General features: G+C 69.1%; 25 protein-coding genes, 1 tRNA gene and 1 pseudogene. 15 read left to right on the forward strand and 12 right to left on the reverse strand.

Annotated elements, in window-relative coordinates:
• The first annotated feature begins 115 nt into the window (after positions 1-115).
• Positions 116-199: transfer RNA gene (locus DDE23_RS03665), tRNA-Leu, on the forward strand.
• 45 nt (positions 200-244) lie between these two features.
• Here DDE23_RS03665 and DDE23_RS03670 read toward each other — a convergent pair.
• Positions 245-688, reverse strand: coding sequence for a winged helix-turn-helix transcriptional regulator (locus DDE23_RS03670; protein WP_107750010.1), 444 nt, complete (start codon positions 686-688; stop codon positions 245-247).
• 98 nt (positions 689-786) lie between these two features.
• On the opposite strand from DDE23_RS03670, the gene DDE23_RS03675 reads away from it, so the two are divergent.
• Together DDE23_RS03675 and tig are read left to right on the forward strand one after the other, a co-directional pair.
• Positions 787-2,172 (forward strand): MATE family efflux transporter, encoded by a 1,386-nt coding sequence (locus DDE23_RS03675; RefSeq protein WP_107750011.1) that lies wholly within the window; start codon positions 787-789, stop codon positions 2,170-2,172.
• 94 nt (positions 2,173-2,266) lie between these two features.
• On the forward strand, positions 2,267-3,598 hold the full coding sequence (gene tig / locus DDE23_RS03680) for a trigger factor (protein ID WP_107750012.1): 1,332 nt from the start codon (positions 2,267-2,269) through the stop codon (positions 3,596-3,598).
• A 332-nt stretch (positions 3,599-3,930) separates the two neighbouring features.
• Here tig and DDE23_RS03685 read toward each other — a convergent pair whose 3' ends face one another.
• Positions 3,931-5,442, reverse strand: coding sequence for a malonate--CoA ligase (locus DDE23_RS03685; protein WP_107750013.1), 1,512 nt, complete (start codon positions 5,440-5,442; stop codon positions 3,931-3,933).
• 135 nt (positions 5,443-5,577) lie between these two features.
• Positions 5,578-6,519, reverse strand: coding sequence for an L-threonylcarbamoyladenylate synthase (locus DDE23_RS03690; protein ID WP_107750014.1), 942 nt, complete (start codon positions 6,517-6,519; stop codon positions 5,578-5,580).
• A gap of 118 nt (positions 6,520-6,637) precedes the next feature.
• Between DDE23_RS03690 and DDE23_RS03695 the strand changes: the two genes are divergently transcribed.
• The 4 genes from DDE23_RS03695 to DDE23_RS03710 all read left to right on the forward strand — a co-directional run bounded on the left by DDE23_RS03695 (position 6,638) and on the right by DDE23_RS03710 (position 10,341).
• The gene (locus tag DDE23_RS03695; RefSeq protein WP_107750015.1) at positions 6,638-8,347 is read left to right on the forward strand and encodes an acyl-CoA dehydrogenase; all 1,710 of its coding nucleotides are present in this window, start codon (positions 6,638-6,640) and stop codon (positions 8,345-8,347) included.
• Positions 8,344-9,408 (forward strand): MBL fold metallo-hydrolase, encoded by a 1,065-nt coding sequence (locus tag DDE23_RS03700; RefSeq protein WP_107750016.1) that lies wholly within the window; start codon positions 8,344-8,346, stop codon positions 9,406-9,408. The genes DDE23_RS03695 and DDE23_RS03700 overlap by 4 nt, the downstream gene beginning before the upstream one ends.
• A 125-nt stretch (positions 9,409-9,533) precedes the next feature.
• A complete protein-coding gene (locus DDE23_RS03705) occupies positions 9,534-9,668 on the forward strand; it encodes an aa3-type cytochrome c oxidase subunit IV (protein WP_107750017.1) in 135 nt (44 codons plus the stop codon).
• A 73-nt stretch (positions 9,669-9,741) separates the two neighbouring features.
• Entirely contained in the window at positions 9,742-10,341 is a 600-nt protein-coding gene (locus DDE23_RS03710; RefSeq protein ID WP_107750018.1) for a hypothetical protein, read from the forward strand.
• Positions 10,342-10,397: 56 nt separating this feature from the next.
• Here the strand turns inward: DDE23_RS03710 and DDE23_RS03715 are convergent, their stop codons facing one another.
• The 5 genes from DDE23_RS03715 to DDE23_RS03735 form a co-directional block, all read right to left on the reverse strand.
• Positions 10,398-10,730: an AzlD domain-containing protein gene (locus DDE23_RS03715; protein ID WP_107750019.1), complete on the reverse strand. Its 333-nt coding sequence runs from the start codon at positions 10,728-10,730 to the stop codon at positions 10,398-10,400.
• Positions 10,727-11,455, reverse strand: coding sequence for an AzlC family ABC transporter permease (locus DDE23_RS03720; RefSeq protein ID WP_107750020.1), 729 nt, complete (start codon positions 11,453-11,455; stop codon positions 10,727-10,729). Before DDE23_RS03720 ends, DDE23_RS03715 begins: the two co-directional genes overlap by 4 nt.
• A gap of 20 nt (positions 11,456-11,475) precedes the next feature.
• Positions 11,476-12,444 (reverse strand): hypothetical protein, encoded by a 969-nt coding sequence (locus tag DDE23_RS03725; protein WP_107750021.1) that lies wholly within the window; start codon positions 12,442-12,444, stop codon positions 11,476-11,478.
• A 13-nt stretch (positions 12,445-12,457) separates the two neighbouring features.
• A complete protein-coding gene (gene greA / locus DDE23_RS03730; protein WP_107750022.1) occupies positions 12,458-12,928 on the reverse strand; it encodes a transcription elongation factor GreA in 471 nt (156 codons plus the stop codon).
• A gap of 131 nt (positions 12,929-13,059) precedes the next feature.
• Positions 13,060-13,443: a VOC family protein gene (locus tag DDE23_RS03735; protein WP_107750023.1), complete on the reverse strand. Its 384-nt coding sequence runs from the start codon at positions 13,441-13,443 to the stop codon at positions 13,060-13,062.
• Between the two features lie 76 nt (positions 13,444-13,519).
• On the opposite strand from DDE23_RS03735, the gene soxR reads away from it, so the two are divergent.
• The 4 genes from soxR to DDE23_RS03755 all read left to right on the forward strand — a co-directional run bounded on the left by soxR (position 13,520) and on the right by DDE23_RS03755 (position 18,428).
• Positions 13,520-13,972, forward strand: coding sequence for a redox-sensitive transcriptional activator SoxR (gene soxR / locus DDE23_RS03740; RefSeq protein ID WP_107750024.1), 453 nt, complete (start codon positions 13,520-13,522; stop codon positions 13,970-13,972).
• A 122-nt stretch (positions 13,973-14,094) separates the two neighbouring features.
• A complete protein-coding gene (locus tag DDE23_RS03745) occupies positions 14,095-15,750 on the forward strand; it encodes an electron transfer flavoprotein-ubiquinone oxidoreductase (RefSeq protein WP_107750025.1) in 1,656 nt (551 codons plus the stop codon).
• 117 nt (positions 15,751-15,867) lie between these two features.
• Positions 15,868-17,583 (forward strand): tetratricopeptide repeat protein, encoded by a 1,716-nt coding sequence (locus DDE23_RS03750; RefSeq protein WP_107750026.1) that lies wholly within the window; start codon positions 15,868-15,870, stop codon positions 17,581-17,583.
• Positions 17,583-18,428 (forward strand): 4-(cytidine 5'-diphospho)-2-C-methyl-D-erythritol kinase, encoded by an 846-nt coding sequence (locus DDE23_RS03755; RefSeq protein ID WP_107750027.1) that lies wholly within the window; start codon positions 17,583-17,585, stop codon positions 18,426-18,428. The genes DDE23_RS03750 and DDE23_RS03755 overlap by 1 nt, the downstream gene beginning before the upstream one ends.
• A gap of 9 nt (positions 18,429-18,437) precedes the next feature.
• On the opposite strand, the gene DDE23_RS03760 is transcribed toward DDE23_RS03755, so the two are convergent.
• Complete coding sequence (locus tag DDE23_RS03760) at positions 18,438-19,433, reverse strand: polyprenyl synthetase family protein (RefSeq protein WP_107750028.1); 996 nt, start codon at positions 19,431-19,433, stop codon at positions 18,438-18,440.
• A gap of 52 nt (positions 19,434-19,485) precedes the next feature.
• Here DDE23_RS03760 and DDE23_RS03765 point away from each other — a divergent pair, with 52 nt between their 5' ends.
• The 3 genes from DDE23_RS03765 to DDE23_RS03775 all read left to right on the forward strand — a co-directional run bounded on the left by DDE23_RS03765 (position 19,486) and on the right by DDE23_RS03775 (position 20,722).
• Positions 19,486-19,689, forward strand: a complete 204-nt coding sequence (locus DDE23_RS03765; protein WP_107750029.1) for a putative signal transducing protein — start codon at positions 19,486-19,488, stop codon at positions 19,687-19,689.
• Positions 19,679-20,446 (forward strand): tRNA1(Val) (adenine(37)-N6)-methyltransferase, encoded by a 768-nt coding sequence (locus DDE23_RS03770; RefSeq protein WP_420330155.1) that lies wholly within the window; start codon positions 19,679-19,681, stop codon positions 20,444-20,446. The genes DDE23_RS03765 and DDE23_RS03770 overlap by 11 nt, the downstream gene beginning before the upstream one ends.
• Before the next feature lie 108 nt (positions 20,447-20,554).
• Positions 20,555-20,722 carry a YdcH family protein gene (locus tag DDE23_RS03775; protein ID WP_107750031.1) on the forward strand — a complete coding sequence of 56 codons (168 nt, stop codon included), beginning with the start codon at positions 20,555-20,557 and terminating at the stop codon, positions 20,720-20,722.
• Here DDE23_RS03775 and yddG read toward each other — a convergent pair.
• Entirely contained in the window at positions 20,700-21,581 is an 882-nt protein-coding gene (gene yddG, locus DDE23_RS03780) for an aromatic amino acid exporter YddG (protein WP_107750032.1), read from the reverse strand. The two genes, DDE23_RS03775 and yddG, sit on opposite strands and share 23 nt — an antisense overlap.
• A 145-nt stretch (positions 21,582-21,726) precedes the next feature.
• On the opposite strand from yddG, the gene DDE23_RS24840 reads away from it, so the two are divergent.
• Entirely contained in the window at positions 21,727-21,912 is a 186-nt protein-coding gene (locus DDE23_RS24840; protein ID WP_133239516.1) for a hypothetical protein, read from the forward strand.
• A gap of 53 nt (positions 21,913-21,965) precedes the next feature.
• On the opposite strand, the pseudogene phbB reads toward DDE23_RS24840, so the two are convergent.
• Together phbB and DDE23_RS03790 are read right to left on the reverse strand one after the other, a co-directional pair.
• Positions 21,966-22,688: pseudogene (gene phbB / locus DDE23_RS03785) on the reverse strand (acetoacetyl-CoA reductase).
• Between the two features lie 105 nt (positions 22,689-22,793).
• Positions 22,794-23,966, reverse strand: coding sequence for an acetyl-CoA C-acetyltransferase (locus DDE23_RS03790; protein WP_107750033.1), 1,173 nt, complete (start codon positions 23,964-23,966; stop codon positions 22,794-22,796).
• Between the last annotated feature and the right edge of the window lie 157 nt (positions 23,967-24,123).

A 24,123-nucleotide genomic window follows, 5' to 3' on the forward strand; every position in this document is an offset into this window, starting at 1 on the left:
CCGGGTTACTGTTTCCAATCTGACGACAATCTTGGCGCAAATAGGGCATCACCGGCGCGTTTTCGCGGCGATTCCCCCTCGCGCGGCGGCGAGGGCGTTGCTAGAAGCGGCGCATGCGGGTGTGGCGGAATTGGTAGACGCACCAGATTTAGGTTCTGGCGCCTTTGGCGTGGGGGTTCGAGTCCCTTCACCCGCACCATCCTGACATCGCGGGACAATCCCCGCCAGCCGCGGCCGGGCTTTGTCAGGCGTTCCGTACCGCTGTCACGTCGCGATGGGTGATCGGCCGTCCGGTGCGGGCGTCGGTCAGCACCGGCTCGATTCTCTCACCCGTCTCGCGCGAGACCAGCGTGATGGCGGTTTCCCCCTCGGGCGGGACATGGTCCTCGGCCCAGCCGATCAGCGCCACCAGCACCGGATAGAGCGCCTTGCCCTTCTCGGTCAGGCGGTATTCGTAGCGCGTCGGACGCTCCTGATAGGCCTCGCGCCGCAGCACGCCATCGGCTTCCAGCTTGCGCAACCTGTCGGCCAGGACATGGCGGGTGATGCCCAGCCGGGCCTGCATCGCCTCGAACCGGCGGATGCCGAGGAAGCAGTCGCGCAGCACCATCAGCGTCCAGCGGTCGCCGATCACCGACAGGCCGCGGGCCACGGGGCAGGATTGGTCTTTCAGCTCGTCCCATTTCATGCGGCCATCCTAAACCACGTTGACAGGTTCCGAAAGGGAACTTACCCATAGTCCATTCCTTTTTGGAACCCACTATATCATCAGGCGAGGTGCGGGCGATGAGCATGGCGATGGAGGGCCGCGAGCAAGCGGCGGCGGCGCGGCGCGCGGCGCGGACCAAGGCGATGCTCGAGGGGCCGATCGGCCCGGTGCTGGCCCGCCTTGCCGCGCCCAATGTGCTGGCCATGGTGGTGCAGGCGCTGATGAGCATCGCCGAGGGCATCTTCGCCGCCCGCCTTGGCGTCGGGGCGCTGGCCGGGCTCGCGCTGGTCTTCCCGCTGGTCATGCTGACGCAGATGCTGTCGGCGGGGGCGATCGGCGGCGCCATCTCCTCGGCGGTGGCGCGGGCGCTGGGGGCGGGGAACGCGGCGCGGGCCAGCGGCCTTGTGCTGGCCGCCTGGGTGGTCGCCACGGGTTCGGCGCTGCTGTCGCTCTTGGCAATGGCCCTGTTCGGCCGCGTGATCTTCGAGGCGCTGGGCGGCGCGGGCGAGCCCGCCGAGGCGGCGCTGGCCTATGCCGCGGTGTTTTTCCCCGGCTGCCTCGCGCTCTGGCTCTGCCACGCGACGCTGAGCGTGCTCAGGGGCACCGGCGGGATGGCCGCGGCCTCGGGCATCCTGCTGGCGGTGTCGCTGGTGTCGATCCCGATGTCGGGGGCATTGGCGCTGGGCTGGGGCGGGCTGCCGGCGCTGGGCATGGCGGGGCTCGCGCTGGGGACGGTGCTGGCGCATGGCGCGGGGGCGGTGCTGGCGGTGGCGCTGCTGGCCTCGGGGCGGGCCGGGCTTTCGCTCAGGGGCGCGCGGATCGCCCGGGGCATGTATGCCGACATCCTGCGGGTGGGGGGCATCGCCGCGCTCAATACCGCGCTGACGGTGCTGACCATCGTGCTGATGGTCGGCGCGGTCGGCCGCTTCGGGGCCGAGGCGCTGGCGGGCTACGGGCTGGGCGCGCGGCTGGAATTCCTGATGATCCCGGTCGTGTTCGGCATCGGCGCGGCGATGACCGCCATGGTCGGCGCCAACACCGGCGCCGGGCAGAAGGAACGGGCGCTGCGGGTGGCCTGGGCCGGATCGGTCGCCGCCGCCGTCATCGTCGGCGCCATCGGCCTGACGGTGGCGCTGGCGCCGGACCTCTGGCTGCGGCTGTTCCTGACGGCGGAAGAGGGCGGGGCGCTGGCCGCGGGCCGGTCCTATTTCCGCATCGTTGCGCCCTTTTACGGCTTCTTCGCCCTGGGCCTCGCGCTCTATTTTGCCAGCCAGGGGGCGGGGCGGATGCTCTGGCCCTTCCTGGGCGGCGTGGTCCGGATCGCCGTCGCCTTTGGCGGCGCGATGGCGGCGGTGGCATGGACCGGCTGGGGCGTGAGCGGCGTGTTCATCGCCATCGCGGGGGGCATGGCGAGCTATGGTTTCTTCGTGGCGGGGGCCCTGGCCCTGACCCGCTGGCGCTGATTCAGGGTTGATCCGCCTTCCCGCCCGCTCTAGGAAGGCGCAGATTTCTTCAGGCCGCCGTCCGGGCGGCCTGTCAGCTTATGCGAGGACACGAATGCAAGTCACCGAGACCCTGAACGACGGTCTGAAGCGCGGCTACACGATCACCATCCCGGCCGCCGATCTGGCCGCCAAGGTGGACGAGAAGCTGCGCGAGGCCCAGCCCGAAGTCGAGCTGAAGGGCTTCCGCAAGGGCAAGGTTCCGATGGCGATGCTGAAGAAGCAATTCGGCCCGCGCCTGATGGGCGAAGCGATGCAGGAAGCCGTCGACGGCGCCATGCAGAACCACTTCGACGCCTCGGGCGACCGTCCGGCGATGCAGCCGAAGGTCGAGATGAAGGACGGCGAGACCTGGAAAGAGGGCGACGACGTCGTGGTCGAGCTGAGCTACGAGGCCCTGCCCGAGATCGCCGAACCCGACTTCACCGCCCTGACGCTGGAGCGTCTGGTGGTGAAGGCCGATGAATCGGCCGTGGACGAGGCGCTGGGCAACCTCGCCAAGCAGGCGCAGAGCTTCGAGGACAAGGACGGCGCGGCCGAGAACGGCGACCAGGTGACCTTCGACTTCACCGGGCGCGTCGACGGCGAGGCCTTCGAGGGCGGCGCTGCGCAGGATTACCCGCTGGTGCTGGGCTCGGGTCAGTTCATCCCCGGCTTCGAGGACCAGCTGGTCGGCACCAAGGCCGGTGACGAGAAAGACGTCACCGTCACCTTCCCGGAGAACTACGGCGCCGAGCATCTGGCGGGCAAGGAAGCGGTCTTCGCCTGCGTGATCAAGGGCGTGAAAGCCCCGGCCGAAGCGGAACTGAACGACGAGCTGGCGGCGAAATTCGGCGCCGAATCGCTCGAGGCGCTGAAAGGCCAGATCCGTGAGGGGCTGGAAGGCGAATACGCCCAGGCCGCCCGCGCGGTGGTCAAGCGCGGCCTTCTGGACCAGCTGGACAGCACCGTCTCGTTCGATCTGCCGGAAAGCCTGGTCGAGGCCGAGGCCAGCCAGATCGCCCACCAGCTCTGGCATGACGAGAACCCGCAGGTCCATGACCACAACCACGGCTCGATCGAGACCACCGACGAACACCGCAAGCTGGCCGTGCGCCGCGTGAAGCTCGGCCTCCTGCTGGCCGAAGTCGGCCGCAAGGCCGAGGTGACGGTATCGGACGCCGAGATGACCCAGGCCATCCTGGCTCAGGCCCGCCAGTACCCGGGGCAGGAGCGCGAATTCTTCGAATTCGTGCAGAAGAACCCGCAGATGCAACAGCAGCTGCGCGCGCCGCTCTTCGAGGACAAGGTCGTGGACATGATCCTCGGCAAAGCCTCGGTGAGCGAGAAGGAAGTTTCGAAAGACGACCTGAAAGCGGCGCTGGACAAGCTGGAAGAGGAAGCCTGAGGCTTCCCGACCCGCTGAGGAAATGGGCCCCCCGTACCGCAAGGTGCGGGGGTTTTCTCATGGCCGGGGGCGGGGGAGGGGTTTCGCCCTCGTTGCCCGCTGCCGCGGGCGCCTCGGGCGACCAGCGGCGCGGCGTGCCGCCGCGCCGAAGGAAGGGGGGCCGTCTGCCCCCCTCTTGGCCCAAGGGCCAATTCACCCCCCGAGGATATTTCCAGAACAAAGATGAAGACTAAGGGGGCGTTAACCCGCCTTCTTTGCGCTCCAAATATCCTCGGGGGTCCGGGGGCAGACGGCCCCCGGGGCTTGAGGCACGCGCGCGGTTCCGGTTCCGCTCAGCGCTTGAACCAATCCTTGAACGCGTCGCGCAGCAGGTTCTTCTGCACCTTGCCCATGGTGTTGCGGGGCAGGTCCGCGACCAGCACCAGAGCGCGCGGCACCTTGAACCGCGCGAGCCGGGCGCCGAGGTCCTTCAGGATCGCCGCCGTATCCGGCGTCTCGCCCGGCAGGGGCACGATCACCCCCAGCACGCCCTCGCCCAGATCCGGGTGCGGCACGCCGATGACGGCGCTTTCCTTGACACCCGGCGCCTCGTCCAGTTCCAGCTCGATCTCCTTGGGATAGATGTTGTAGCCCCCGGCGATGATCAGGTCCTTCTGGCGGCCGACGATGGTGACATAGCCGTCCGTGTCGATCCGCCCCAGATCGCCGGTGATGAAGAACCCGTCGGCCCTGAGTTCCGCCGCGGTCTTCTCGGGCATCTGCCAATAGCCCTGGAACACGTTCGGTCCCCGCACCTCGAGGATGCCGATCTCGCCCCGGGGCAGGGTCGCGCCGGTATCGGGATCGGTCACCTTCACCTCGACGCCCGGCAGGGGCAGGCCCACGGTCCCGGCGCGGCGTTCGCCGTCATAGGGGTTCGAGGTGTTCATGTTGGTCTCGGTCATGCCGTAGCGTTCGAGGATCCGGTGCCCGGTGCGGTCCTCGAAGGCGATATGCGTCTCGGCCAGCAGGGGCGCCGAGCCCGAGATGAAGAGCCGCATATGCGCGACCAGATCCCGGGTGAAGCGGGGATCGTCCAGAAGGCGGGTGTAGAAGGTCGGCACCCCCATCAGGCTGGTGGCCCGGGGCATCCAGTGAATGAGCGCGTCGATGTCGAGCCTCGGCAGCAGGATCAGCGTGCCGCCCGCGGCGAGCAGCGTGTTGGTGGCGACGAAGAGCCCGTGGGTGTGGAAGATCGGCAGGGCATGCAGCAGCACGTCGCGGTCGCTGAACTGCCAGTGATCGACCAGCACCTCGGCATTGGACAGAAGGTTGCGCTGGCTGAGCATCGCGCCCTTGGAGCGGCCAGTGGTCCCCGAGGTATAAAGCAGCGCCGCCAGATCCTCGGACCCCCGCTCCACCGCCGCCGCCTCGGGCGCCCCCGCCATCGCCTCGGCGAAACTGCCGCTGCCATCGGCGTTCAGCACCATCAGCCGCGTGCCGCAACGCTCGGCCACCGGGGCCAGCGCCGCCGCCTTGGCGCCGTCGGCCAGCAGCAGCTTCGCCCCGGCGTCGCCGAGGAAATAGGCCACCTCATCCGGGGTATAGGCGGTGTTGAGGGGCAGGAAGACCACGCCCGCCATCACCGCGCCGCCGTAAAGCGCCAGCGCCTCGGGCGATTTCTCGACCTGCACCGCCATCCGGTCGCCCGGTTCCAGCCCCAGCCCCCGCAGCGCCCCCGCCACCCGCGCGCACATCGCGTGGAAGGCGGCGCCCGAGATCGTGCTGCCATCGGGCAGGATCAGGAAGGCGCTGTCGCGGGTCTTCAGGGGCGCGAAGAGCGCGTCATAGAGCGGGTTCGGCATCGGTTTCCTCCTTGCGGCCCGGGCGTGCCCCGACCTTCTTCATTCACTTTGTTTCAAATACGCAGGGGGGGTGTCCAGAGGGGGGAGCCTGCTTCCCCCTCTGGCGAGGGGGTGCGGGGGGCGAGCAGCCCCCCGCTACCGCGGCGCCGCGGCGCGGCGCAACCGGTCATTGATGGCGCGCCCCAGCCCCGTCTCGGGCAAAGGGGCAAAGGCGATCCGCCCCTCGGGCCCGGCCAGCGCATCGGCCTCGTGCAGGGCGTGGAACAGGCGGGCGGCGGCTTCGGTGGTGTCGCCGGTCGCGCTCAGCGTCAGCGCGGCGCCGGGGCAGGGGCCGAAGCCGACCCAGATCTCGCCGGGCTCGGGCGCCGTCGCCTCCAGCCGGACCCGGCCGCGCGGCGCGTAATGGGACGCCAGCTGCCCGGGGGCGGTGATGGCGCCGCCCTCGCGCGCCGTAACCTTCAACCCCAGCGCCTCGATCGCCTCGACCGGCAGGCCGCCCGCGCGCAGCAGCACCGGCGCCTCGCCCGTCGCATCCAGGATCGTCGATTCCAGCCCGACCGCGCAATCGCCGCCATCCACCACCGCCGCGATGCGCCCGCCAAGCCCCTCCAGCACATGGCGCGCCGTCACCGGGCTGATCCGGCCCGAGGGATTGGCCGAGGGCGCCGCCAGCGGCCCGTCGAAGGCCTGCAGCAGCGTCTGCGCCACCGGATGGGCGGGCACCCGGATCGCCACCGTGTCCAGCCCCGCCGTCACCAGCGGTGACAGCCCGCCCTTCAGCGGCAGCACCAGCGTCAGCGGTCCGGGCCAGAAGGCCTGCGCCAGCCGCCGGGCCAGGGGCGTCAGCCGGGCGTAACGCTCGACCTGATCGAGGTCCGGCAGATGCGCGATCAAGGGGTTGAACCGGGGCCGCCCCTTGGCGGCGAAGATCCCCGCCACCGCCTGATCGTCGCGCGCATCGCCCCCCAGCCCGTAGACCGTCTCGGTCGGGAAGGCGACGAGCTTGCCGTCGCGCAACAGCCCGGCGGCGTCGCGCAGGCCCGTCGCATCGGGGGGCAGGAGGCGGGTTTCGGCCATGGTCCGGTGACGCTGCGTCTTGATTTCCGTGGGTAGCGTGCGAGGTTCATTTGCGGCAATACAGCCGGCGACCGGGCTTGCCAAGTCGCCCGGCCCGCGTGTTAGCCCGGAGGATGCCATGCCCTACGCCGCGCCTGTTGCCGATATCCGTTTCCTGCTCGACAAGGTGCTGGGCTATGATCGGCTCGCCGCCACCGAGACTTTCGCCGAGGCGGGCGCCGATGTGACCGAGGCGATCCTGGGCGAACTCGGCCGGCTTTGCGACGGGGTGCTGGCGCCCCTGAACCGCGCGGGCGACCTGACTCCGGCCCGGCTGGAGAATGGCGTGGTGCGCACCTCGCCCGGCTTCAAGGACGGCTACAAGGCGATTGCCGAGGGGGGCTGGCTGGGCATCTCGGCCACGCCCGAGCATGGCGGGATGGGCCTGCCGCAGACCCTGAACACGGCGATGAACGAGATGATGTCGGGCGCGAACCTGGCGCTGCAGCTCTGCCCGCTGCTGTCGCAGGGCCAGATCGAGGCGCTGGAGCATCACGCCTCGGACGCGCTGAAGGACCTCTATCTGCCGAAGCTGATTTCCGGCGAATGGACCGGCACCATGAACCTGACCGAGCCGCAGGCCGGCTCGGACGTGGGTGCGCTGAGGACCAAGGCCGAGGATAACGGCGACGGCACGTTCAGCGTGACCGGGCAGAAGATCTTCATCACCTGGGGCGACCATGACGTGGCCGAGAACGTCTGCCATCTGGTGCTGGCGCGTCTGCCCGACGGGGTGGCGGGGACCAAGGGCATCAGCCTGTTCCTGGTGCCGAAGCTGATCCCCGATGCCGCGGGCAAGCCGGGCGAGCGCAATTCATTGCGCGTCGTCTCACTGGAGCACAAGCTGGGCATCCATGGCTCGCCCACCTGCGTCATGTCCTTCGAGGGCGCGAAAGGCTGGATGGTCGGCAAGCCGAATGGCGGCATGGCGGCGATGTTCACCATGATGAACAACGCCCGCCTCGGCGTCGGCGCCCAGGGCATCGGCGTGGCCGAGGCCGCCTATCAGCACGCGCTGGCCTATGCCCAGGAGCGCAAGCAGGGCCGCACGCCCCAGGGTGACACGGCGATCATCGACCATGCCGACGTGCGCCGGATGCTGGCGGTGATGAAGGCCGAGACCTTCGCGGCCCGGGCCATCGCGCTCGATTGCGGGCTGGCCATCGACATGGGGCGCGCCACCGGCAAGGACAGCTGGAAGGCCCGCGCGGCGCTGCTGACCCCCATCGCCAAGGCGCATGGCACCGATATCGGCTGCGAGGTCAGTTCGATGGGCGTGCAGGTCCACGGCGGCATGGGCTTCATCGAGGAAACCGGCGCGGCGCAATATTTCCGCGATGCCCGCATCACGCCCATCTACGAGGGCACCAACGGCATTCAGGCCATGGACCTTGTGGCGCGCAAGATGATGGACGGGGGCGAGGCCGCGAGCCGCCTGTTGCAGGAGGTCGAGGATGCGGCCGAAGGCGCCCGCGCCACGCTGCCCGATCTGGCCGAAAAGGTCTGGGAAGCGGCCGAGACGATGCGCGAGGCGGTCGAATGGCTGGTCGGGCAGGAGATGAACGAGCGTTTCGCCGGGGCCACGGCCTTCCTGCGGGCCTTTGCCCGGGTGCTGGGCGCGCATTACCATCTGAAGGCGGCGCTGGCCGATCCCGAGGGGCCGCGCGCGCGTCTGGCCCGGGTCTTCATCACCCGCATCCTGCCCGAGCACGAATCGCTTCTGGTGCAGGCCCGCGCCGGGGCGGCGCAGCTTTACGACCTCAGCATCGAGGATCTGCAGACCGCATGACCAGCGCCACCACCGCCCCCCGCCCGGCCGAGCCCGGTATCCGCTTCCCGCATGAGGCGCCGCCCGGCCCGGGCGAGGCCATCGAGGTGGCGCCGGGGGTGCTGTGGATGCGTCTGCCGCTGCCGATGGCGCTGGACCATGTCAACGTCTTCGCGCTGGACGAGGGAGACGGCTGGACGGTGATCGACACCGGCTTTTCCTCGAAACGGGCCAAGGCCGAATGGCAGGCGCTGCTGGCGGGGCCCTTGGGCGGGCGGCCGGTGCGCCGCGTGGTGGTCACGCATCACCATCCCGACCATGTCGGGCTGGCGGGCTGGTTCCAGACCGAACACGGGGCCGAGCTGGTCACGACCCGCACCGCCTGGCTGTTCGCCCGGATGCTGCTGCTCGATGCCCATGCCCAGCCGGTGCCCGAGACCATCGCCTTCTGGCGCGGCGCGGGTCTTGAGGAAGACGAGATCGCCCGGCGCATCGCCGAGCGGCCGTTCAATTTCTGCGATGTGGTCGACCCGATGCCGCTGGGTTTCACCCGGGTCGGCGAGGGGCACGAGATCACCATGGGCGGCCGCCGCTGGGTCGTGCATTGCGGCAATGGCCATGCACCCGAACACGCGACCTTCTGGAGCCTCGACGACGATCTGGTGATCGGCGGTGACCAGCTGCTGCCGGGGATCAGCGCCAATCTCGGCGTCTATGCGACCGAGCCCGGCGCCGATCCGGTCGGCGACTGGATCGAGAGCTGCACCCGGCTCGCGGGCTTCGCCGAGGACCGCCATCTGGTGCTGCCCGGCCACAAGCTGCCGTTCACCGGCCTGCCGCTGCGCCTGCGCCAGATGGTCGAGAACCATCAGGGCGCGCTGAACCGTCTGCAGGGCTGGCTGACCGAACCGAAGACCGCGGCGCAATGCTTCCTGCCGCTCTTCAAGCGCGAGATCACCGGCCCCGCCGCCGGCATGGCGCTGGTCGAGGCGGTGGCGCATCTCAACCGGCTGCTGGTCGAGGGGCGGGTGCGGCGCTGGCGCGACGAGCGCGGCGCCTGGCTCTGGCAGGCGCAGGGCTGAGGCGGCCTTCGCTGTGGCCCTGCGGCGTCAGGTCGGCCTGGCGCAGGGCCCGGGCCGCGCTGGCGGGGTGACAGGGGTTTCGCCATCCGCTATGGAGTGGAAAACACACGGGAATGGAGACCCCCATGGCTGAGTACAAGCACGGCTCGATGGACACCACCGAGCAGGAAAAAACCTTCAACGGCTTCATCAAGGCGTCGATCTATGTCGCGGCCTTCTCGATCGCCTGCCTGATCTTCATGGGCCTCGTCAATTCCTGAGGAACCCCGGCGGGCGCCGCCCAAGGCGCCCTCGCCAAGCCGCTTCGCGCGGCCTGACAAAGGACATCCCGACATGTCGCTGCTGACGCGCCTTCTGGCCCTTGTCACGCTGGTCGTGCTGGCTGGCTGTACGACCAAGCCCGCGGTCTGGGCCCCGGACGAGGCGGTGATGGCCGCCCGCTATCAGGCGGCGGGGCCGACCGAGATCGTGCTCTTCAACGTCATCAATAACGAGAACGGTCGCGGCGAGCATTCGGCGCTGATGATCAACGCGCCCAGCCAGCGGGTGCTGTTCGATCCGGCCGGCACCTGGACGCATCCGGCGGCGCCGGAACGCCATGACGTGCATTACGGCTTCGATGACGCCCAGCTCTACCGCTACACCTATTACCACGCGCGCCGCACCCATCACGTGCTGATGCAGACGCTGTTCGTGCCGCCCGAGGTGGCCGAGCGCATCCTGCGGCTGGCCGAGGTCGAGGGGCCGGTGCCCGACGCCTATTGCGCGAAATCCATCATCAGCATCCTGCATCAGGTGCCGGGCTATGAATGGATCCGTGATTCCTTCTACCCCAACAGCCTGTCCGAGCAGTTTGCAACGATTCCGGGGGTGCGGGAGGAAAGGGTCTATTCCGACGCGCTGCCCACCGAACGACAGCAATACACGCAATAAGCAAAACGGGGCCTTCGGGCCCCGTTTTTCGTTTGTTCGGGGGGATGGCCGGAGCCTCAGGCGCCCAGCGTCAGGGTCAGCAGGGTCAGCGTCGCGGCGCCGCCCAGCATCGCCCAGATGGCATTCTTGGTCCAGACACCCACCGCCAGCGTCACCACCACCGCCGCCAGCCGCACCGGATCGGGGCCGGATTGCCCCTCGAGCGGCAGGAAGATCTGCGGCGCCATCAGCCCGGGGATCACCGCCACCGGCGTATAGCGCAAAAGCCTCAGCGCCCAGGGCGGCAGCGGGCGACGCCCGACCAGCCCCAGGAACGAGAAGCGCAGGGTGAAGGTGCCGATGGCCAGCGCCACGATGACGATCCAGATCGTCGTCTGATCCAGAATCATGACGCGCCTCCCACCGGGCGGTTCTTCTCGGTCCAGACCTCGACCAGGGCGCCGGTGACCATGGCGGCCAGCGCCGCGATCAGCAGGCCCAGGCTATAGGGCAGAAAGGCCAGCCCCAGCGCCACCACCACCGAGACGAAGGCCGCCGCGACATGGGCCAGCGTCCGCAGCATCGGGCCGATGAGGGCGATGAAGGCAATGGGCACGGCGGCGCCAATAGGCACCCAATCGGGGATCTGGCTGCCGACCAGCGCCCCCATCAGCGTGCCCAGATACCAGGTCGGGCAGATCAGGAACACCACCCCGAAATAGAAGGCGAGCTTGGCCCGGGGGCTCAGCGGCGGTCCCTGCTCGTAGCGCAGGATCGACACCGCATAGGCCTGATCGACCATCAGATAGGCCACCGCTGCCCGCTGCCAGACCGAGGCCCCGCCCAGATGCGGCGTCAGAGAGGCCGAATACATCGCCATCCGCGTGTTCACCGCCAGCGCGGTGATGATGACGATGATGGTCGGCGCCTGATCGGTCATCAGCTGCAGCGCGGTCAGCTGCGCCGCCCCGGCGATCACCGCGACCGAAAAGGCCATGGTCTGCCAGACGTCGAGCCCGGCCTCGCCGGCGACCACGCCGAAGACGAGGCCGAAGGGGGCGACAATCAGGATGAACGGCCCGCCGTTGCGCACGCCTTGCCAGAAGGCGCTCGAGGGAGTGATGTCAGTGCTCATGGTTTATCCGAAAATGCCGTTCATCCAAAAATGCCGGTGACCCGGCCCAGCAGCATGAAGGCCCGCGCCGAGCGGGTCTCGGCGAATTGCGCGATCTCGCCGTCCGAGGCCGAGGCCTCGAACACGGTGAAACGGCGGTCGAAGGCGCGCAGGAAGCGGTGCGCGGCCTCGCGGAACCCGGGGTCCGAGCGCATTCTGGCATAGGTCAGCGCCAGGCACGAGCGGTCGCGGATCCCGCCCAGCGCCGCCACCTCGGACCCGCGGGCGCCGAGCGCGAAGGCCCGCCAGACCTCGGGCCGGGCCCGGTCGGGGCGCAGGTCGTCCATGTAGATGCCTTCCTGCGCCAGCGTGGTCAGCACGTCCTGCGCCGCGCGCACCAGAATGGCGGTGCCGTGGTCGCCGAGCGCCCGGCGCAGCGCGGCGAAGCCTTCTTCGTCCGCTTCGGTCTCGGGGAAGTTGAGGGCCCGGATGAAGTCGGCCGGCGGCAGGGGTTCGGGCGCGGGCGCGGGGTTTTCCAGCGCCAGCACCGGCTGGGTGCCGTCCTGCGGCGCCGGTTCCTCGGCCGTGGCGGGGCGGGTCGGCGCGCGGCGGGTGTGGAACATGGCCATCCGCTCCTCGGCCGCCTTCTGCGACGCGGCGATCTCGTCGAGCTTTTCCTCGACCGTCGGGCGCAGCGCCAGACCCGCCGCCTGCTGCTCGCGGATCCAGCCGCGGCGCATCCCCTCGACGCTGGCCTGAAGCCTGAGCGATTCGTCGCGCATGTCGCGGGCCGCGCGCAGCACCAGCACCGCCATCCAGATCAGCGCCACCGGCAGAAAGACCGCCAGCGCCACCACGACCAGCCCCAGCGTATCCGAGATCCGCATACCCTGCTGGCCCAGCACCCGGAAGGCCGCGACCAGCGCCACCAGCCAGGCCAGCGACAGCAGGAAGGCCAGCAACTCGGGCGAGAGGCGCGGGCGGCGGCGGGGGGCTGGCTCGTCGGGCATCGACGGCCGCCTCTCAGCGGTATTCGACCGAGAGAACCTCGTAGCTGCGCTCGCCGCCGGGGGTGCGCACCTCGACCGAATCGCCGGGCTCCTTGCCGATCAGGGCGCGCGCCAGAGGCGACTTGATGTTGAGGAGGTTGTTCTCGATATCCGCCTCGGCCTCGCCGACGATCTGATAGGTCCGCTGCTCGTCGGTGTCCTCGTCGACGATGGTGATCGTCGCGCCGAACTTGATGGCGCCCGAGAGTTTCGACGGGTCGATGACCTCGGCGCGGCCGATCAGGCCCTCGACTTCCTTGATCCGGCCCTCGATGAAGCTCTGCTTCTCGCGGGCGGCATGGTACTCGGCATTCTCGGACAGGTCGCCATGTTCGCGGGCCTCGGCAATGGCACGGATCACCGCCGGCCGCTCGACTGACTTGAGCTCGCGCAGTTCCGCATCCAGGGCGTCGAAGCCGCGGCGGGTCATGGGGATCTTTTCCATCGGGTCTCACACGAAAAGAAAACGCCCGCGGCCGGGGCCGGGGCAATCAGGGTTCAGGCCCCTACCTGATAGCAGGCGGCGATGAAATGCAAGCCCCGCGGGTGGCCGATGAGCGGGGCTTGCCCGAAGCGTCAGGCGTAGCTGACCACCTCGTATTCGACGCCATCGGCATCGTGGAAATAGAACCGCCGGCCGGGTTCGTAATCGGCGTGGCTGTGGGTCTGGAACCCGGCCTCGCGCACTTTCGCCTCGGTCGCGTCGAGGTCGGCGACGGTCACCGCCAGATGGTTCAGCCCGCCGATCGTGTCATAGCTGCGGGCAGCGGCCGGGCGGGGCGCCTGCGATGGGCGGTAGAGCGCCAGATAGCTGTCGTCGCCGCCGATATGGATCGAGCGCCCGCCATGGATCGCCGAGCCCTGCCAGCGGATGTGCCAGCCAAAGACCTGCGCCATCCAGCGGGCGGTGGCCTCGGGGTCGGTGACGGTGAGATTGGTGTGTTCCAGCGCGGCCTGCATGATGGTCTCCTCGTGATTCGGGTTGCAGGCCGCTTGTGTAATTCCTAAACCTGACTTTAGGTCAAGGGAGGAAGCCATGCCACCGGAACGCGGACTTTCCATCGGCGCGCTGGCCGGGCGCACCGGGCTCGCCGTCTCGGCCATCCGCTATTACGAGGCGCAGGGGCTGATTGCCGCCGAGCGCAACGCGGGCAATCAGCGGCGCTTTCCCCGGGCGGCGATCCGGCGGTTGAGCTTCATCCTCATCGCCCAGCAATTCGGCGTCTCGCTGGCCGAGATCCGGGTGCTGCTGGCCGACCTGCCCGAGGGGCGCAACCCCAGCCCCGCCGACTGGCGCCGCATCAGCCTGCAGTTCCGCGACCGGCTGGACCAGCGCATCGCCACGCTGACCCGGCTGAGGGACGATCTGGACGGCTGCATCGGCTGCGGCTGCCTGAGCCTGCCGAAATGCGCGCTCTACAACCCCGGCGACCGGGCAGGCGAGCGCGGCGCGGGGCCGCGCTATCTGATGGGCGACCGGCCGGGATGAGTCGCGCGGGCAAGGCATTCTGACGTTCCGTAGCAATTGACCCCGCCCGGTTTCAAAGGGTATGCCGCAGCATAGCGAACCGTAACAATGTTGCGCACGACGTCAGCCAGCGAGGAGCCCCCATGTCCGAAGTCGAAACCGGGATCGAACGCGAGTCGATGGAATACGATGTCGTCATCGTCGGCGCAGGCCCTGCCGGTCTGTCGGCGGCGATCCGGCTCAAGCAGCTCGATGCCGACCTCAATGTGGTCGTGCTGGAGAAGGGCTCGGAAGTCGGCGCGCATATCCTCTCGGGCGCGGTGCTGGACCCTTCGGGGCTGAACCGGCTGATCCCCGACTGGAAGGAAAAGGGCGCCCCCCTGAACGTGCCGGTCACGCATGACAATTTCTATCTGCTGGGCGAGGCGGGCAAGATCCGCGTGCCGAACTGGCCGATGCCGCCCCTGATGAACAACCACGGCAATTACATCGTCTCGATGGGCAACGTCACCCGCTGGATGGCCGAACAGGCTGAGGCGCTGGGCGTCGAGATCTTCCCGGGCATGGCCGCCAGCGCGCTGGTCTATGACGGCGACCGGGTGAAGGGCGTCGTCGCGGGCGAATTCGGACGCGAGGCCGATGGCTCGATGGGCCCGAACTACGAGCCGGGGATGGAGCTGCACGGCAAATACGTCTTCATCGCCGAGGGCGTGCGCGGCTCGCTGGCCAAGCAGTTGATCGAGAAATACGAGCTGTCGAAGGGGCATTGCCCGCAGAAATTCGGCCTCGGGATGAAAGAGATCTGGGAGATCGACCCCGAGAAGCACCGCGAGGGCACCGTCACCCACACCATGGGCTGGCCGCTGGGCTCGAAAGCGGGCGGCGGCTCGTTCATCTATCATTTCGAGAACAATCAGGTGCTGATCGGTTTCGTCGTGCACCTGAACTACGCCAACCCCTACCTCTATCCCTACATGGAATTCCAGCACTTCAAGCACCATCCGATGGTGGCGGAGCTGCTGAAGGGCGGCAAGCGCGTGGCCTATGGCGCCCGGGCGATTTCCGAGGGCGGCTGGCAGTCGATCCCCAAGATGACCATGCCGGGCGCGGTGCTGCTGGGCTGCTCGGCGGGGCTGGTGAACGTGCCGCGGATCAAGGGCAACCACAACGCCATGCATTCGGGGATCGAGGCGGCCGAAGCTGCCTATGCCGCGATCCAGGCCGGGCGCGAGGGCGATGAGCTCACGATCTATGAGGAAAACGTCCGCGGCGGCGTGATCGGCAAGGACCTGAAGAAGGTCCGCAACGTCAAGCCGATGTGGTCGAAATGGGGCCTCGCGCCGTCGCTCGCGTTCGGCGGGCTGGACATGTGGACCAACACGCTGGGCTTTTCGCTGTTCGGCACGCTCCGGCACGGCAAGTCCGACGCCAAGGCCACCGGCGAGGCCAAGGATTTCAAGCCGATCGACTATCCCAAGCCCGATGGCGTGCTGTCCTTCGACCGGCTGACCAACGTCAGCTTCTCGTTCACCAACCACGAGGAAAGCCAGCCCGCGCATCTCAAGCTCAAGGATCCCTCGATCCCGATCGCGGTGAACCTGCCGAAATACGCCGAGCCCGCGCAGCGTTATTGCCCGGCCGGCGTCTACGAGGTGGTCGAGAAGGACGGCAAGCCCGAGTTCGTCATCAACTTCCAGAACTGCGTCCACTGCAAGACCTGCGACATCAAGGACCCCAGCCAGAACATCAACTGGACCACGCCGCAGGGCGGGGACGGGCCGAACTACCCGAATATGTGACGGTCTCGCGGTTGCGTGATGGCGCGCGTCCCTGACGGAGGGACGCGCGCATTGCCCTTGCCGGGCCGGACCGCTACACCTTGGGCAACGCATCCCTGACCGACGCGGGAGTTCCCCTTGCCTCTTTCCCCCCGATTTCGCCCGGCCTCTCTGGCCCTGCTGCTGATCCCGGCCCTGGCGCTGGCGCCTCAGGCGGGGCGGGCCGAGGGGACGGCAGGCGCCTTCCTCGCCGCGCGCGAGGCCGGGGTGATGAACGATTTCGCCGCCTCGCTGCCCTATCTGCAACGGCTGCAACAGGCCGATCCTTCCAATCTGGGTACGCTGGAAAGTCTGGCGGTCAGCGCCTTTTCCGTGGGCGAATTCGATCTGGCGGCGCAGACCGCGGGCGAACTGGCGGCGCTGGACCCGGCCAACCGGGCGGCGGCGCTGCTGCTTCTGGCCAAGGCCTTTCACGAGGGCGATTACGCCGCCGCGCTGACGATCAGCGACAGCGGGGCGTCGATCCATCCCCTGATCGAGGGGCTGGCCCGCGCCTGGGCGCAACTGGGCGCCGGGCGCATGTCCGACGCGCTGGCGACGCTCGACACCGTGGCCGGGGTCGAGGGGATGCAGGCTTTCGCCGAATATTGCCGGGCGCTGATGCTGGCGACCGTCGGCGATGTCGAAGGCGCCGTGGCGGTGATCGAGGATGACGCGGCCGGGGTGTCGACCGCGCTGAACCGGCGCGGCTATATCGCCTATGCCCAGCTTCTGGCGCTGAGCGAGCGCTACGACGACGCGCTGGCGCTGATCGACACGGTCTTCGCCCCGGGCGCCGATCCCGCCATCGACCGCATGCGCGCCGCCTATGCGGAAGGGCGGGCGCTGCCCTTCGACGTCATCGCCTCGCCCAGCGAGGGCATGGGCGAGGTGTTTTCGGTCATGGCCAATGCCATGGTCACCGGTCGCAACCCGCTGGAAGCGCTGATCTATTCGCAGGCCTCGGTCTGGGTGAATCCGGCGTTGACCGAGTCGCAGCTGCTGATCGGCCAGATCTTCGAAGAGATGGACCAGCCGCAGATGGCCGCTGCCGCCTACGAGGCGATCCCGGCCGACAACGTCTTCGGCAATGCCGCGCGGATGGGCCGGGCGCAGGTGCTGGAAACGCTGGGCCGCCGGGACGAGGCGATCGCCGATCTGCAGGCCATGGCCGAGGCCAATCCGCAAAGCTATGCCGCGCACAGCGTGCTGGGCGATTTCCTGCGCCGCGACAACCAGTTCGCCGAGTCCGCCGCCGCCTATACAAGGGCCATGGACCTGCTGACCGAGGCCGGGCTCGAACCGGAATGGCAGCTCTGGTTCTCGCGCGCGGTGGCCCTGTCGCGGGCCGATCAATGGCAGGCGGCCGAGGCCGATTTCCGCGCCGCGCTGGCCCTGCAGCCCGATCAGCCGACGGTGCTGAACTACCTCGGCTATTCGCTGATCGAACGCGGCGAGAAGCAGGACGAGGCGATGGAGATGATCGAGCGCGCCGTCGCGGGCGATCCCGACAGCGGCTATATCCTCGACAGCCTCGCCTGGGCGCTCTACCGGCTCGGTCGCTATGACGAGGCCGTGGGCCATATGGAGCGCGCGGTCGAGATGGAGCCGACCGACGCGGTGCTCAACGACCATCTGGGCGATGTCTATTGGGCCGTGGGCCGACACCGCGAGGCGCATTTCCAGTGGCGCCGGGCGCTGTCCTTCGCCCCGGCCGAGGATCTCGACGAAGAGCGTCTGCGCCGCAAGATCGAGGTCGGGCTTGACACCGTGCGGGCCGAGGCGGGCGAGCCGCCGCTGCACCCGGCGAACTGATGTCCGGCAGGGTCCGGGCCGTCGCCCCGGCCAAGATCAATCTGACCCTGCACGTCACCGGCCAGCGCGCCGACGGCTATCACCTGCTCGATTCGCTGGTGGTCTTCACCGAGGCGGGCGACGGGCTGACCCTGGCGGACGGACCGGGCCTGTCCCTGGACCTGACCGGCCCCGCGGCGCCCGCGCTGGCGGTCGAGCCTGACAATCTGGTCCTGCGCGCCGCCCGGGCCGTGGGCGCCACCCGCGCGGCCTTCACGCTGGAAAAGCGCCTGCCGGTGGCCTCGGGCATGGGGGGCGGCTCGTCCGACGCGGCGGCGGCGCTGAAGCTGCTGGCGGGGCGGGGCTTCCCGCCGCCCGATACCGCCGGGCTGATGCGGCTGGGCGCCGATCTGCCGGTCTGCATGGCCGCGCCCGCGCCCAGCCGCATGACCGGGCTGGGCGAGGGCGTGGCGCCGGTGGCGGGGGTGCCCGCGCTTTGGCTCTTGCTGGTGAACCCGGGGCAGGCTCTGTCCACGCCCGCCGTCTTCAAGGCTCTGAATCAGCGCGACAATCCCCCGATGCCCGAGGTGCTGCCGGGCTGGTCCGACGCCCCGGCGCTGGCCGAATGGCTGCGGGACATGCGCAATGATCTGGAGCCGCCTGCGACGGCGCTGATGCCCGGGATCGGCGATCTGCTGGCGGCGCTGCGGGCGCAGCCGGGCTGCCTGCTGGCGCGGATGACCGGCTCGGGCGCCACCTGTTTCGGGATCTTCGCCACCGAGGGCGCGGCGCAGGACGCGGCCCGCGCGCTGGCTGCGCCGGGGCGCTTCGTCTTGCCGACGCGCAGCCTGCCGTCGGTCAGGTGAAATCGCGGGTCAGTTGACCCGTTCGACCACGAAATCGGCCAGATCCGCCAGCATCGCCTTCAGCGGGTGATCGGGCAGCGGGTCGAGCGCCCGCCGGGCCCGCGCCGCCCAGTCCAGCGCCGTCTGCCGCGTGCTGGCCAGCGTGCCGTGCCGCGCCATCAGCGCCATGGCCTGCGCCAGATCCGCATCCCGCTGCTCGCCCCGGCCGATGGTCCGCTCCCAGAAGGCGCGTTCCTCGGCATTGGCGGCGGCGATGGCGCGGATCACCGGCAGCGTGAGCTTGCGTTCGCGGAAATCGTCGCCGAGGTTCTTGCCAAGCCCGTCGCCCGCCCCGCCGTAATCGAGGAAATCGTCAACGATCTGGAAGCAGATCCCCAGCGCGTCGCCATAGTCGAAAAGCGCCTGCACCTGCGCCTCGGGCGCGCCGGCGACCACCGGGCCCACCTGCGTCGCGGCCGAGAACAGCGCCGCCGTCTTGCCGCGGATCACCGTCATATAGGTGTCTTCGGAGGTGGCGATGTTCTGCGCCGCGGTCAGCTGCAACACCTCGCCCTCGGCGATTACCGCCGCGGCGTTCGACAGGATGCCCAGCGCCCGCAGGTTGCCGGGCTCGACCATCAGCTGGAAGGCCCGGGCAAAGAGGTAATCCCCCACCAGGACCGAGGATTTGTTGTCCCACAGCAGGTTCGCGGTCGGACGGCCCCGACGCTGGGCGCTTTCATCGACCACATCGTCATGCAGCAGCGTGGCGGTGTGGATGAATTCGACCGTCGCCGCCAGCTTCACATGCGCGTCGCCCCGGTAGCCGCAAAGCTGCGCCGCGGCCAGGGTCATCATCGGCCGGATGCGCTTGCCACCGGCCTCGATCAGATGCGCGGTGACCTCGGGGATGCGGGGCGCGTTTTCGGAGGCCATGCGCTCGCGGATCAGCGCGTTCACCCGGCCCATGTCCTCGGCCAGCACCTGAGACAGGGCTTCCAGCGGACTGATTTGGGTGACGCTCATCGGCTGCCTGCCTTGCTTTGACAAGTCCGGGGCCTTGCCGTTTAGTGACCGGATGAAAGAACTGCTGCGCACGACCGATCCAACGGTGATCCCCTTCGCAACGGCCCTGCTCGCGGCCGAAGGTATAGAGGCCTTTGCGGTGGACGTCCATATGAGCGCGCTGGCCATTGTGCCGCAACGGCTGCTGGTGCGGGACGAAAACCTGTTCATGGCCAAGGCCATCCTGCGCGACAATGGCGTTCAGGTTGATGGCTGAGCCCGCACTCACGCGGGACGTGTTTCTGGACGGCCGCCTGATCGCCTGGCAGCCGAAGGACGGCTACCGCGCGGCGACCGACCCCCTGCTGCTGGCCGCCGCGGTTCCGGCACGGCCGGGGCAGCGGGTGCTGGAACTGGGCTGCGGCGCGGGGGTGGCGCTGCTGGCGCTGGGCCTCAGGGTGCCGGGGCTGAGCCTGCGCGGCGTCGAACGGCAGGCGGAATACGCAGCGCTCGCCCGGCGCAATGGCGCCGAGAACGGCGTCGATCTGCAGGTGACCGAGGCCGATCTGGTGGCGCTGCCGCCCGAGCTGCGCGAAGGGTTCGACCATGTCATGGCCAACCCGCCCTATTACCGCCCGGGCTCGCCCCCCGCGCGCGACGCGGGGCGCGACGCCGCCCTGCGCGAGGAGACGCCGCTGGCCGACTGGGTGGCGACCGGTCTCAGACGGGCGAAAGGCGGCGGTTTCCTGACGCTGATCCATCTGGCCGAGCGTCTGCCCGAGATCCTGGCGGCGCTGGGCGGCCGGGCCTCGGCCACGGTGCGGCCGATCGCCGCGCGCGAGGGCAGGGCGGCCGGTCGCGTGCTGGTCCAGGCCCGCAAGGGCGGCCGCGCGCCATTCCGGCTGCTGGCGCCGCTCGTGATGCACGAAGGCCCCGCGCACCGGGCCGATGGCGACGATTTCACCCCCGGCGCGCAGGCGATCCTGCGCCACGCGCAGGCGCTCGACTGGGGTGATTCCGCGGTTTCGGCCTGAACCCGCCGGTCCGGTCAAATTGCCGCAAAACAACTTCGGGTTTCATGTGACAAACCGATGAAACTGTGGTGCACTGATGTCTCGGATACCCGAAACAGGAGGATACCAATGTCGTTGACTTCGCATCTTCAGGAATTGCGCCGCCGCCATCAGGCCCTGTCGGACCAGGTTGAAGTGGCCCAGCGCGCGCCGGGCAAGGACGACCTGGCCATCGCCGAGATGAAGAAGCAGAAGCTCCGCCTGAAAGAGCAGATCACTCGCCTTGCGGCTGAGTGACGCGTGACGACCCGGCGCGCGCGGCGAGGGCCGCGCCGCCGGTGATGACCAGGGCTGCCAGGGCCAGCGACAGGCTGGCCGGCGCCATCCCGGCCAGCACCAGCGCCAGCGTGGACAGGAGTGGCGCCGCATAGGACGCCGTCCCCAAGAGCTGGATGTCCCCGCCCTTGACCCCCACATCCCAGGTGTAGAAGGCCAGCCCCACCGGGCCGAGCCCCAGCGCCAGAATGGCCAGCCAGCCCCAGGCGCTTTCCGGCCAGATCGTCGTCTCCAGCCCCCAATGCGCCAGGGTGGACAGCAGCGCCGTGGCGAGGCAGGTGACCGCGACCGCCTCGGTCGGCACGCCCGCCAGCCGCCGCGAGCCCAGCGAATAGCCCGCCCAGGTCAGCGCCGCCACGAAGGCCACCGCATAGCCCGCCATCGCGCCCGAGACCGCGCCGATCCCGCCCGCGACGATCAGCGCCGCCCCGGCGAAGGCCAGGAGCGCCCCGGCGATATGCCCCGGACGCAGCGTCTCGCCCGGCAGAAGGCCCGAGAAGAGCACGATGAACAGCGGCCAGAGGTAGCAGATCAGCCCGGCCTCGGCCGCGGGGGCCAGCCTGAGCGCGGTGAAATAGAGGAAGTGATAGCCAAAAAGCCCCGCCGTGCCGAAGGCATAGGCCGAGAGCGGCACCGCGCGCAGCTTGGCGAGGCTGCCGTTCGCGACGATCCAGACCAGCCCGACAGCGCCGCCGATGGCGAAGGTCAGCGCGGTCAGCAGGAAGGGGGGCACCGGCGCGGTGGCCACCGTGAAGAGCGCCAGCAGCGACCAGAGCGCCACCGCCGAGAATCCCACCCAGGTTGCCTTGCGCCGTGCCATCGTCCCGTCCCGATTGAACCGGGACCCGACCCGGCACGACAGAAAAGCGTACCCTTTGGGAAAGGACAAGCCGATGAGTGCCGGTCTTCCACAATCGAGCGTCGCGCGGGGCGCCGCACTCTCCGAACCGCCGGGGAGGGGCGTGATGATCCACGCGCCCCTCCTCCTTGCGTTGCTGCTCGCGCTGGGCGGGCCGGCGCTGGGCCAGCCCACGGGCCCCGGCAATTCCAGCGGTGATGTGGTCCTGCAGGGCGACATGCCCCTGCCGCCACCGCGCCCGCGGCCTCGGGGTCCGGCAGCGCCCGGCTGCTGCACCGGCCTGTCGCGCTGAAACGCACAGGGCGGGGCCGAGGCCCCGCCCTGTCGTTCCGCCCCCGGAAGGGATCAGACGAAGAATTGCGCGCCGTTGGCGCTGATGGTCGAGCCGTTGACGAAGCCCGCGTCATCCGAGATGAGGAAGGCCACGCAGCGGGCGATTTCCTCGGGCTCGCCCAGACGGCCCGCCGGGATCCCGGCGATGATCGATTCGCGCACCTTTTCCGGAACCGCCATCACCATTTCCGTGGCGATATAGCCCGGGCAGACCGCGTTGGCGGTGATGCCGAAGCGCGCGCCTTCCTGGGCCAGCGACTTGACGATGCCCAGATCGCCGGCCTTGGTCGCGGCATAGTTCACCTGGCCGAACTGGCCCTTCTGCCCGTTGATCGAGCTGATGACGACCACGCGGCCGAACTTGCGCTCGCGCATCCCGGGTCAGAGCGGATGGACGGTGTTGAAGACGCCGGTCAGGTTGGTGTCGATGACCTGCTTCCACTGATCGGGGGTCATCTTGTGGAAGGGCGCGTCGCGGGTGATGCCGGCATTGGCGATCACCACATCGACCGGGCCCAGATCGGCCTCGACCTGGGCGATCCCGGCTTTCGAGGCGTCGTAATCGGCGACGTTCCACTTGTAGGTCTTGATGCCGGTCTCGGCGGTGAACTTGGCCGCCGCCTCGTCATTGCCGGCGTAATTGGCGGCGACGGTGTAGCCCGCGTTCTTCAATGCGACCGAAATCGCAGCGCCGATACCGCGCGACCCACCCGTAACCAGTGCAACCCGTCCCATATTTTCCTCCTGGGTATTGGCGTTGTAATTCTATTATCGAAATGAAAGGGCGGGCGCAACAAAGTTGCGCCCGCCCCTGGCAATTCCTTGCGAGATTCAGGCGCCTTAGCGCTCGATGCACATGGCAACGCCCATGCCGCCGCCGATGCACAGCGTGGCGAGGCCCTTCTTGGCGCCGCGGCGCTGCATCTCGAAGATCAGCGTGTTGAGGATCCGCGCGCCCGAGGCGCCGATCGGGTGGCCGATGGCGATGGCGCCGCCGTTGACGTTCACCACCTCGGGGTTCCAGCCCATGTCCTTGTTGACTGCGCAGGCCTGGGCGGCGAAGGCTTCGTTGGCTTCGACGAGGTCCAGGTCGGCGGCGTTCCAGCCGGCTTTCTCCAGCGCCTTGCGCGAGGCGAAGATCGGGCCCACGCCCATGATCGCCGGGTCGAGGCCCGCGGTGGCGTAGGAGGCGATGCGCGCCAGCGGCGTCAGCCCGCGGCGGGCGGCTTCGGCTTCCGACATCAGCATGACGGCAGCGGCACCGTCGTTGAGCCCCGAGGCGTTGGCAGCGGTGACCGAGCCGTCCTTGGTGAAGGCGGGCTTCAGCTTCTGCATGGCCTCGATCGTGGCGCCGTGGCGGATGTATTCATCGGAATCGACCACGATATCGCCCTTGCGGGTCTTGATGGTGAAGGGGATCACCTCGTCGGCGAATTTCCCGGCCTTCTGCGCGGCCTCGGCCTTGTTCTGGCTGGCGACGGCGAATTCATCCTGCATCTCGCGGCTGATCTGCCACTTCTGCGCGACATTCTCGGCCGTCTGGCCCATGTGGTAGCCGTTGAAGGCGTCCCAGAGCCCGTCCTTGATCATCGAATCGATGAACTTCATGTCGCCCATCTTGGTGCCGGCGCGCAGATGCGCGACATGGGGGCTGAGCGACATGTTTTCCTGACCGCCGGCGATGACGATGGCCGCGTCACCAAGCTGGACGTGCTGGGCGCCCAGCGCCACGGCGCGCAGGCCCGAGCCGCAGACCTGGTTGATGCCCCAGGCCGAGGCCTCCTGCGGCAGACCGGCGAGGATCGCCGCCTGGCGGGCCGGGTTCTGGCCCTGGCCCGCGGTCAGCACCTGGCCGAGGATGGTTTCCGACACCTCCGCCTTGTCGATCCCGGCGCGGGCAACGACCGCTTCGATGACCGCGGCGCCCAGTTCATGGGCGGGCGTATTGGCGAAGCTGCCGTTGAACGAACCGACTGCGGTTCGGCCGGCAGAGACGATAACGACGTTGGTCATGGAGGCTCCCTTCGCGTTTGGCGCGACCGCCAGGCCGCGAGACTGCGCGTAGGTTTATGCCCGGCGCCCCCTCAAATCAATGCCGCAGTGCGGAAAAGGCAGGCGTTCTGCCCTAATTCACGGCGTTAGCGCCGCCGGTATCGCGGCCGGTAGCGCC

Origin of the sequence: Pararhodobacter aggregans, assembly GCF_003075525.1 — a bacterium.
GTDB lineage: Bacteria > Pseudomonadota > Alphaproteobacteria > Rhodobacterales > Rhodobacteraceae > Pararhodobacter > Pararhodobacter aggregans.

Excerpts from the sequence above, each read along its gene's own strand:
- DDE23_RS03670 (WP_107750010.1), bottom strand. The coding sequence starts at position 688 with ATGAAATGGGACGAGCTGAAAGACCAATCCTGCCCCGTGGCCCGCGGC.
- DDE23_RS03675 (WP_107750011.1), top strand. The coding sequence starts at position 787 with ATGAGCATGGCGATGGAGGGCCGCGAGCAAGCGGCGGCGGCGCGGCGC.
- tig (WP_107750012.1), top strand. The coding sequence starts at position 2,267 with ATGCAAGTCACCGAGACCCTGAACGACGGTCTGAAGCGCGGCTACACG.
- DDE23_RS03685 (WP_107750013.1), bottom strand. The coding sequence starts at position 5,442 with ATGCCGAACCCGCTCTATGACGCGCTCTTCGCGCCCCTGAAGACCCGC.
- DDE23_RS03690 (WP_107750014.1), bottom strand. The coding sequence starts at position 6,519 with ATGGCCGAAACCCGCCTCCTGCCCCCCGATGCGACGGGCCTGCGCGAC.
- DDE23_RS03695 (WP_107750015.1), top strand. The coding sequence starts at position 6,638 with ATGCCCTACGCCGCGCCTGTTGCCGATATCCGTTTCCTGCTCGACAAG.
- DDE23_RS03700 (WP_107750016.1), top strand. The coding sequence starts at position 8,344 with ATGACCAGCGCCACCACCGCCCCCCGCCCGGCCGAGCCCGGTATCCGC.
- DDE23_RS03705 (WP_107750017.1), top strand. The coding sequence starts at position 9,534 with ATGGCTGAGTACAAGCACGGCTCGATGGACACCACCGAGCAGGAAAAA.
- DDE23_RS03710 (WP_107750018.1), top strand. The coding sequence starts at position 9,742 with ATGTCGCTGCTGACGCGCCTTCTGGCCCTTGTCACGCTGGTCGTGCTG.
- DDE23_RS03715 (WP_107750019.1), bottom strand. The coding sequence starts at position 10,730 with ATGATTCTGGATCAGACGACGATCTGGATCGTCATCGTGGCGCTGGCC.
- DDE23_RS03720 (WP_107750020.1), bottom strand. The coding sequence starts at position 11,455 with ATGAGCACTGACATCACTCCCTCGAGCGCCTTCTGGCAAGGCGTGCGC.
- DDE23_RS03725 (WP_107750021.1), bottom strand. The coding sequence starts at position 12,444 with ATGCCCGACGAGCCAGCCCCCCGCCGCCGCCCGCGCCTCTCGCCCGAG.
- greA (WP_107750022.1), bottom strand. The coding sequence starts at position 12,928 with ATGGAAAAGATCCCCATGACCCGCCGCGGCTTCGACGCCCTGGATGCG.
- DDE23_RS03735 (WP_107750023.1), bottom strand. The coding sequence starts at position 13,443 with ATGCAGGCCGCGCTGGAACACACCAATCTCACCGTCACCGACCCCGAG.
- soxR (WP_107750024.1), top strand. The coding sequence starts at position 13,520 with ATGCCACCGGAACGCGGACTTTCCATCGGCGCGCTGGCCGGGCGCACC.
- DDE23_RS03745 (WP_107750025.1), top strand. The coding sequence starts at position 14,095 with ATGTCCGAAGTCGAAACCGGGATCGAACGCGAGTCGATGGAATACGAT.
- DDE23_RS03755 (WP_107750027.1), top strand. The coding sequence starts at position 17,583 with ATGTCCGGCAGGGTCCGGGCCGTCGCCCCGGCCAAGATCAATCTGACC.
- DDE23_RS03760 (WP_107750028.1), bottom strand. The coding sequence starts at position 19,433 with ATGAGCGTCACCCAAATCAGTCCGCTGGAAGCCCTGTCTCAGGTGCTG.
- DDE23_RS03765 (WP_107750029.1), top strand. The coding sequence starts at position 19,486 with ATGAAAGAACTGCTGCGCACGACCGATCCAACGGTGATCCCCTTCGCA.
- DDE23_RS03775 (WP_107750031.1), top strand. The coding sequence starts at position 20,555 with ATGTCGTTGACTTCGCATCTTCAGGAATTGCGCCGCCGCCATCAGGCC.
- yddG (WP_107750032.1), bottom strand. The coding sequence starts at position 21,581 with ATGGCACGGCGCAAGGCAACCTGGGTGGGATTCTCGGCGGTGGCGCTC.
- DDE23_RS24840 (WP_133239516.1), top strand. The coding sequence starts at position 21,727 with ATGATCCACGCGCCCCTCCTCCTTGCGTTGCTGCTCGCGCTGGGCGGG.
- DDE23_RS03790 (WP_107750033.1), bottom strand. The coding sequence starts at position 23,966 with ATGACCAACGTCGTTATCGTCTCTGCCGGCCGAACCGCAGTCGGTTCG.